Source organism: bacterium (assembly GCA_035559435.1).
Taxonomy (GTDB): domain Bacteria; phylum Zixibacteria; class MSB-5A5; order WJJR01; family WJJR01; genus JACQFV01.
On sequence record DATMBC010000093.1, the window covers coordinates 1 to 8,042 of the forward strand.

General features: G+C 65.1%; 9 protein-coding genes. 8 read left to right on the forward strand and 1 reads right to left on the reverse strand.

Features of this window, described 5'->3' with window-relative positions:
* The 8 genes from VNN55_10830 to VNN55_10865 form a co-directional block, all read left to right on the forward strand.
* A partial coding sequence (locus tag VNN55_10830; protein ID HWO58049.1) for a hypothetical protein occupies window positions 1-888 on the forward strand: 888 nt, incomplete at its 5' end.
* Window positions 885-1,430: a hypothetical protein gene (locus VNN55_10835; protein ID HWO58050.1), complete on the forward strand. Its 546-nt coding sequence runs from the start codon at window positions 885-887 to the stop codon at window positions 1,428-1,430. The genes VNN55_10830 and VNN55_10835, both read left to right, overlap by 4 nt.
* 20 nt (window positions 1,431-1,450) lie before the next feature.
* Complete coding sequence (locus VNN55_10840) at window positions 1,451-3,364, forward strand: TonB-dependent receptor (GenBank protein ID HWO58051.1); 1,914 nt, start codon at window positions 1,451-1,453, stop codon at window positions 3,362-3,364.
* A gap of 15 nt (window positions 3,365-3,379) precedes the next feature.
* Window positions 3,380-3,745 (forward strand): chorismate mutase, encoded by a 366-nt coding sequence (gene aroH / locus VNN55_10845; protein ID HWO58052.1) that lies wholly within the window; start codon window positions 3,380-3,382, stop codon window positions 3,743-3,745.
* A gap of 76 nt (window positions 3,746-3,821) precedes the next feature.
* Window positions 3,822-4,658, forward strand: a complete 837-nt coding sequence (locus VNN55_10850; protein ID HWO58053.1) for a prephenate dehydrogenase — start codon at window positions 3,822-3,824, stop codon at window positions 4,656-4,658.
* Window positions 4,659-5,564: an aminotransferase class IV gene (locus VNN55_10855; GenBank protein ID HWO58054.1), complete on the forward strand. Its 906-nt coding sequence runs from the start codon at window positions 4,659-4,661 to the stop codon at window positions 5,562-5,564.
* 20 nt (window positions 5,565-5,584) lie between these two features.
* The gene (locus tag VNN55_10860) at window positions 5,585-6,841 is read left to right on the forward strand and encodes an MFS transporter (GenBank protein ID HWO58055.1); all 1,257 of its coding nucleotides are present in this window, start codon (window positions 5,585-5,587) and stop codon (window positions 6,839-6,841) included.
* 140 nt (window positions 6,842-6,981) lie between these two features.
* Window positions 6,982-7,206: a cold-shock protein gene (locus tag VNN55_10865; protein HWO58056.1), complete on the forward strand. Its 225-nt coding sequence runs from the start codon at window positions 6,982-6,984 to the stop codon at window positions 7,204-7,206.
* A 322-nt stretch (window positions 7,207-7,528) separates the two neighbouring features.
* On the opposite strand, the gene VNN55_10870 is transcribed toward VNN55_10865, so the two are convergent.
* Window positions 7,529-8,042: helix-turn-helix domain-containing protein (locus VNN55_10870; GenBank protein HWO58057.1), on the reverse strand; the 514-nt coding region annotated here is incomplete at its 5' end.

Sequence of the window (8,042 nt, forward strand, 5' to 3'; positions counted from 1 at the left end):
GAAGTCGACGGCTTCAACACCTTCGCCGCCTTCGACAGCGTTCTGACCCGCCGCGGGACCACCTTCCGTGACGCCTGGGGCGAATTCCTCGTCTGGAACTACTTCACCGGCGACCGCGCGGTGTCGTGGAACTACGATGAAGCCGCCGCCTACCCGGAGCTTGCTCTGCCCAACTCGCTGCGCTACGATAACTTTCCCATCGCCGACACCTCGGATGTCACCAATTATCCCAAGAGCCCCGATGAATTGGCCGCCGCCTACCTGCGTTTCGGGCCGGTGGCGTCCGACACCGCGCTGACCTTCAAGATCGCGGTGAATCCGCACCAGCCCGCCAACTTCGAGGACTGGACGGTTGTCACCGCCGGGCTGACCGGTGCGCTCAAGCCGGACATTCAGGTCTGGGACATCTTCGAGACCATCGAAGTCCCCGGCTGGGATGCCTTCGATGAGATCCTTGTCATCGCCACACCCTTCAAGTTGCAGCCGACGCCGGACGACTTCGACCGACGCCTTGGGTTCCGCTTTGAAGTGGCTGACACACTGGCATCCGGAGGTTCGCGGACCGCGATTCGCAAAGTTTATTCCAACCCGCTGGAGCTCAGCGCCGGCGTCCAGTCTGTCTTCCAGATCGATGTCTCCCGCGCCGATGCGGTCCCGGTCACCTTGCGCATCTACACTCTCGATGGACGTGAGGTGCGCGGCGGCGCCAAGGATAACGACGCCGCCAATCTCATGCATCTGGAGGCCGGACGCACCACCGCCACGATGCGCTGGAACGGCACTACCAGCGCCGGCGAACCGGTCGCGACCGGGGTCTATCTGGCATTGGTCCAATTCGGCAACCAGAGCGAAGTCCTCAAAGTCGCCGTGAAAAACCGGATCCAATGAACCCGTCGATCCGTCGACTCGCGCAAAGCGGCGGCCTTCTGGCGGCCGCTTTTGCGCTGAAATACCCGCTCATCGGCCTGCCCAACATCGAGCCGCTCTCGCTTGCCTTTTTCGCGCTCGGCTACGCCCACGGCGCGCGTTGGGGCGCCTTTGTCGGTTTCGCCGGCGAGGCGATCTTTGCCGCTTTCAATCCCCTCGGCATGCCGATCGCCCCGGTCTGGGCTGCCCAGGTCATCGCCATGACCTTCGTCGGCGCCTCCGGCGGCATGTTCCGGCCCTTCTATGACCCCGCCTGGTCGCCGAAGGTACGCGCCGGACTGGCCGCCGCTGCCGGCATCGCCGTCACGCTCGCCTTCGACACCCTCACCAATCTCGCTTTCGCCCTTGTCATCGGACCCTTCTGGGGGGTGATGCTGGCGGCGGTCCCCTTTGCCGCCATCCATGTCGCATCAAATGCGTTGCTGTTCGCGCTGGTCTTTCCGATTCTGTCCCGGTGGCTGGTACGTCCCATTCATCCCGTGGTCGACTCGTCCGCCTCCTGACGGCCTCGCTGGCGCTGGGCTTGAGCGCCGCTGCCGCGATGGCGCAGACGCTTCCCGCCGTGCCGGCAGGCGACACACTGCCGCGCGCCGACTCGCTGGCCTATGACACCGTGGTCATCAGTCCGCCGGCCGACACCGCGCGCCGCTTCCTCCTGCCGCCCGGCCGCTGGCGCGCCGCCGATCAATACCGGACCGAGGATCTCCTCGCCGGACCGTTCTGGCCGATGCCGCCGGTCGATCAGATCGCCGGTGGCGACCTGGCCGACTGGCTGTCCTTTCATCCCGCCTACGATGTCGATGATGCCTCCGGCGTCGGGCAGACACGCTACTTCAGCCATTGGGGACTGGCCGCCCGCACCGGTGACTGGCGCGTCGATGGACGCACCGCTGCCTGGCAACGTCTGGCGTTTCCGATGACGGCCGAATTCGATCCGGGCACACTGCCTGACTTTGTCTATGCCGATGCGCAGGCCGGCGCGGGGATGATCCTGCGACGCGACACCGCCTGGGGGGACCGTCCGGTCTTCGATTACACGTTCCGTCAGGGCGATTACTCCGACACCCATTCGGAGGGCTTCTTCCGCGCGCACACCCGCGGCGGTTTTGGCCTCGATCTGTCCGGCCGTTTCGTTTCCAGCCAGGGACGCTACGCCCTCGATGATCGCGACTTGCGGAATCTGCGGCTGGAGACCTTCGGCCCGGTCGGCGGCGGTTATTTCTGGCGCGCCCGCTACGATCAGTTTCGGGACAAAACCTACCTGATCCCGCCGGAACCGTTCGATCAATACCGTCCCCGCCGCGACGATCTGCTCTGGACCGGCGAGGCGGCCATCGGACGGTTCGTCGATTCGCTCCCACTGTGGCAGACCGGCGCGCGTCTGCAGTCCGGCGCGCAACGGTTCGCCACCAGCGGCTACGAGCAGGACACCCGCGACCGCGACTGGCAGCTGTTCGCCGAATCGCGATTGTTCGGTTGGAATGTCACCGCGCAGGGGGGATGGCAGGAGTTCGAGCGCGACAGCAGCGAAGAAAGCCGCTGGTACCTGATCGCCGGGGCCACGCGTCGGTGGGAGTGGCATCCCGACTGGACCGCCGCCTTCTCCGTCACCGCCTCCGATTGGGAGACCGATCCGCTCTCACTCTCCGCCGTCGCCGCCTTGGCGCCCACGCGTCGCTCCACCTGGCGTCCGACATTGCGGTTGGCGCGTGTGCGCACGGTGCCGACCCTGCTGGACCGCGGCTATCCCGAACTGTCCCACAGTCTGGCCGATAACACCGGCGCGGGATTTATCTACACCGAAGCCGGGGAGCCGTCGCTGGAGGATCAATGGGAAAACGCGCTCACGCTGCAATGGGGCGCCGACCGGATCGACGACTCGGCCGGGCTTTTGCTTACACTCGGCGGACAGGCCGCCTACGTCGAGAATTACACCCACTGGGAGGGACGACGCGAGGTCGACACCATCCTCGGCAATCCGGTGACCAGTCTGGTGTACCGCCCACGCGCCGACGATGTCCGCTCGCTGGGCGCGGCGGTGGGCGTCCACGGACGGGCCTTCTGGAAGATCCACTATCTCGTCCACTACGCCGTCAAGTACGCCGTCACGCTCGACGATGAGAAATTGTCCGGCTATTATCCGCACAAAGGCGGCGCGATGGTCTCGCTGATCGCCCCGCGCTGGAAATACGACGTCGATGTCCGACTCAACGCCGCCGGGCTGTGGTGGTATGGCGATGGACGTATCGATCCGAGCGGGTACGCGTCGAATCATGTGTTCCGCTTCGATCTGTCCGGGTCGGCGCGGGTGGTCGGCGACCTGACGATCTACGCGCTGTTGCAGAATGTGGCCAATTTCCCGTACCGCACCCGCGCCGGCATGCCCTTCACCGGACGCACCGTGCGGTTCGGTTTGCATGTCACCTTGTTCGATTGAACGCAGGGGAGAGGTATGGCGGTACGAGGCATTCGCGGCGCAATTGACGTTCCGGCCAACACACAAGCGGCGATCGCGCGCGCCACGCAGACGTTGCTGCGCGCCATGGTGGACGCCAACGGCATCACCACCGAACGCATTATCTCGGTCTTTTTCACCATGACCACCGACCTGAACGCCGATTTTCCCGCCGCCGCCGCCCGGGCCATGGGTTGGACCGATGTGCCATTGCTTGACGCGCAGGAAATGGAAGTACCCCATGCCATGCCGCGCGTGATCCGTGTGCTCATGCACGTTGACACCGAGACCGCGCGCGACCAGATCAAGCATGTCTATATCGGTCAGGCGGTCGCGCTCCGCCCCGACCTCGGATCGCAATGACACGGCTGACTCACCATCGCCACCCTCTCAGGACAAAGGATTTTCAGTCCCTCGTTCCGCAGGAGGTGAAACACTGATGCCATCGCCCCGCCCCCGCCGCCTCCGTGACAAGGTCATCGCCATCGTCGGCCTCGGCCAGATCGGCGGCTCGATCCTCAAACGCCTCGCGCCGCACCGTCCCGCCATCACCCTCCTGGCCCATGACCGTGACCGCCGTCTCGCCGGCGTCTGCGCGCGTTACGCGCTCTGGGTCAGCCACCTGGAGGATCTGGCGCAGGAGGCCGATCTGATCATCCTCGCTATTCCGGTGCCCGGCATCATTCAGACCATCGATGCCCTGGGTCGCATCGGCGCGCGCCGCAACCCGAAACCGCTGCTGCTTGACACCGGCACGGTGAAGTCCGTCGTCGCGAAAGCCGCCGCGCGCCGGCGCGCCGAGTTTGATTACATCGGACTCCATCCGCTCGCCGGCGCCGAGCAAGGCGGGTGGGATGCGGCGCAGGCAAAACTCTTCGTCGATCGCACCATCGTCTACACGCCGCCCCGGCCGCGCCGGGAACATGAAGCGCGGGAACTGATCGCGCTTCTGGGTGGGGTGCCGCTGGCCATGACGGCGGACGCCCATGACCGGTATGTCGCCGAGGCGATCGGTCTGCCGCATTTGCTTGCCTTCGCCGCGCAGGGTATGGGCGGGGAAAACCCGCTGCGCGCCGGGTCGTGGGCATCGCTCACCCGTGTCGCCGCTTCCGATCCCGAGATGGTCGCCGGGTTCCTGCGCGCCAACGCGGCGGCGCAACGACGCGCGCTGCGAACGTTCGAACGCCAACTGGCGCGTCTCAAAACCGCCTTGGGCGCGCGCAGCGAAAAGTCGCTGGTGAAACTCCTGTCGCAGCGCCAGAGGGAAGGAGAGTAAATGCCGCTGGTTTACTTCAACGGCGCCTTTGTCGCCGACGCCGACGCCCGTGTCTCGATCTTCACGCATGCCCTGCACTACGGCACCGCGGTCTTCGAGGGGATCCGTTCCTATGGCGACGGCCAACGCGCGCACATTTTCCGCGGCGATGACCATTACGAGCGTCTGCGCGCCAACGCCAGTCTGCTGGCGATGGACTTTCCCTGGACCCCGGCGGAATTGACCGCGCTGTCCGTCGAGCTTTTGCGCCGCAATCGTTTCTTCGATGACCGCTACATCCGCCCGCTGCTTTTCAAAAACGGCGCCGAGTTCGGCGCCGGTCTGCCGCCGGGGGAGACGCTGGCGATCATGGCTGCGCCGGCCCCGCATGGCCCCGGCACAGGACGGCCCATCCGCGCGACCTGGTCGAAGTGGCGGCGTTTCCCGGCCGCCGCCTGTCCCGCCGGCGCCAAGATTGCCGGTTTGTATGTGAATTCATCGCTGGCGCGCGCCGAGGCGATCGCGCGCGGCTACGATCAACCCATCCTGCTGGCCATGGATGGCCAGGTGGCGGAAGGGTATGGCGCCAATCTCTTCGCCGTCTTCGGCGATCAAGTCACCACACCGCCCGCCGCCGCCGACATACTTCCCGGTATCACCCGCGCGACGTTGATCGAGTATTTCCAGAAACACCCCGACCTGCATCTCACCGTCGAGCCGCTGGCGCCGGAGCGACTGCAGCAGGCCGACGAGGCCTTCTTCTGCGGCACCGGCATGGAGATTCTCCCCATCGGTTCCATCGAGGGCAAGCCCCTGGCCCACCATGAGCAGTCCGGTCCGGTCACCACTGCGGCACGCGCGTGGTACAGAAATCTCGTCACCGGCGGTCTCCCCGGATTTGGCCACTGGCTGACCGTGGTGTCTTAAACAGGACCAACTCGACCTCTATGTCCTATTCTCTTCTCCCCCCCTGGGCCCGCCGCAAGCCGATCATCGGTTGGTGCCTGTATGATCTGGCCAACTCGGTCTACGCCGCCGTCATCCCGGCAACGGTCTGGTCGGCGTACTACGCCGGCGCGATTGTCGGCGGGGCCGAAGGGGCGCAGTGGTGGGGACGCGCCGTCTCGGCCACCATGCTTTTTGTCGCGCTCACATCGCCCTTCCTCGGCGCGATTGCCGACATGGCCGGCTGGCGCAAACGGCTGCTTTTGATCTACACCTTCGCCGCGATTATCGGCACCGCGCTGTTTGCCACCGTCGCGCCCGGCATGGTCCTCTATGGCTTCGGCATCAGCGTGCTGGCCGGGGTCGGCTTCGAGGGCGCGATGGTTTTCTACAACGCCTACCTCAATGATCTGGCTCCGGCGGACCATCAGGGACGGCTCTCCGGCATGGGATTCGCCGTCGGCTATTTCGGCTCGTTCCTCGGGCTGGCCGCGGCCCTGCCGCTTGTGCGCGCGCAACAGTTCGGCGCCGCCTTCGTCGTCTCGGCGCTCCTGTTTCTGCTGTTTGCCGTCCCCGCGTTTCTGTGGCTGCCGCGCGATCAGGTCGTCACCCACAGCCCGGCGCAGGCGGCGCGCGCCGGATGGCGTGCCACCCTGGCGACATTGCGTGAAATCGTCGGGACGCGATCGCTGCGCTCGTTTCTGCTGGCGTTTTTCCTCTATGACGATGGCATCAACACCATCATCGCCTTCTCCGCCATCTTCGCCAAGCAGGTGCTCGGCTTCACGATGACCGAGTTGATCCTGGTTTACATCTGCGTGCAACTCTCAGCCCTGGCCGGCGCGGCCCTCTGGGCGCGTCCAACCGACACCCGCGGCCCGAAGTTTGTCGTGCTGGCAACGTTGATTCAGTGGGTGGTGGTGGTCGGGTTGATCTATTTCGTCGAATCGCGGACCACGTTTTTCATCGTCGCCGCGCTCGCCGGCACCGGCCTGGGCGCGGTGCAGGCCGCCAGTCGCGCCTTCATGGCCTCTCTGATTTCCAAAGGCCGCGAAGGGGAGTTCTTCGGGTTCTACTCGCTGTGCGGCAAGGGGGCGGCGGTCCTCGGTCCGCTGGTCTTCGGCGAAATCGCCGGCGCCACCGGCGACCTGCGTCTGGCCGCACTATCGGTGCTGGCCTTCTTCATCGCCGGCGCCGCCATCCTCGCCACGATCAAGGCCGGAGGCCCGGCCGTCAGCGCGCCGCAATCCGCTCCGTAATCGACGATCATAAACGTCCGCGATCCGCCCCATCTTCCCGCTTTAACATCCGCACGGTTCCACTCTATCTTTCCATGGACAAACGGCAACTCGTCGCGACAGCGATCCGTTCATGCAGTCATTGATCAAAGGAACGCGCCATGGCACAGGGCATCGTCAAGTGGTTCGATGAGCAAAAGGGGTATGGATTCATCGCGCAGGAGGGCGACGAGGACATCTATGTCCATCGCGACGCGCTCGGCAGCGAGGGCTTCGGCTCGCTCAAGCCCGGCGACCGCGTGGAATTCGACGTCGTGCGCGGACGCAAGGGACTGCAGGCCGCCAACGTGACCAAACTCAAACCACGGCAATCACCCTTCGCATAAGACGCAACCCCATCGCGCAGAGCTGGGGGTGTTCGCCATTTTACGCGCCGCCCCGTCTTGCCATGCCCATCCGCCGCAGGTGGAAAGGGATCTGCTTTTCGTTCGTGGATGCGGAGAAGCAGATGCTTCGCTGCGCTCAGCATGACAATGAACGGGTTGCTGAGAAACCCAGAATCCCGCACTGTCACCCTGAGCGGAGCGAAGGGTCTGCTTTTCTGGTTCACAGGCGAAAACAGTCGATGCTTCGCTGCGCTCAGCATGACAACTGGAGTTTGCAATGCCGATCACTGCGCAGGAACTGCCGGTCCTCCGGGAGCAAACCCTACTCTCCCGACTCCCCGTCGCCCTTGCGTGAGGAAAAACCGTACTTGTTGATCTTGCGGTACAGAGTCGACGAGTCAATCCCCAGGATGGACGCCGCCTTCGCCTTCTGCCATTCGGTCTGGTTCAGCACCCAGTAGATGTAGGCCTTCTCGATCGACTCCAGGGTCGGCGATTCGGGCGAGCCCTCGCCGGCCGGGGAGACCGGCGCGGTCTGGCTCATCCGTTCGGGGAAGTCGGCCACATCGAGCGTCGATCCCTTGGCCAGCACCACCGCCCGCTCGATCACATTCTGCAACTCGCGCACATTCCCCGGCCAGCGGTACTTCTTGAACATCGCCAGCGCGGCTGGGGAGAGGTGCTTTTCGCCGCAGCCGGCGCGGGCGCAGCTGTCCTGCACAAAGTGCTCGGCCAGAAGTTCGATGTCCTCCGCCCGCTCGCGCAGCGGCGGCAGGTGGATCTGGATCACATTGAGGCGGTAGTACAGATCCGGACGGAACCGCCGCGCCGCCACC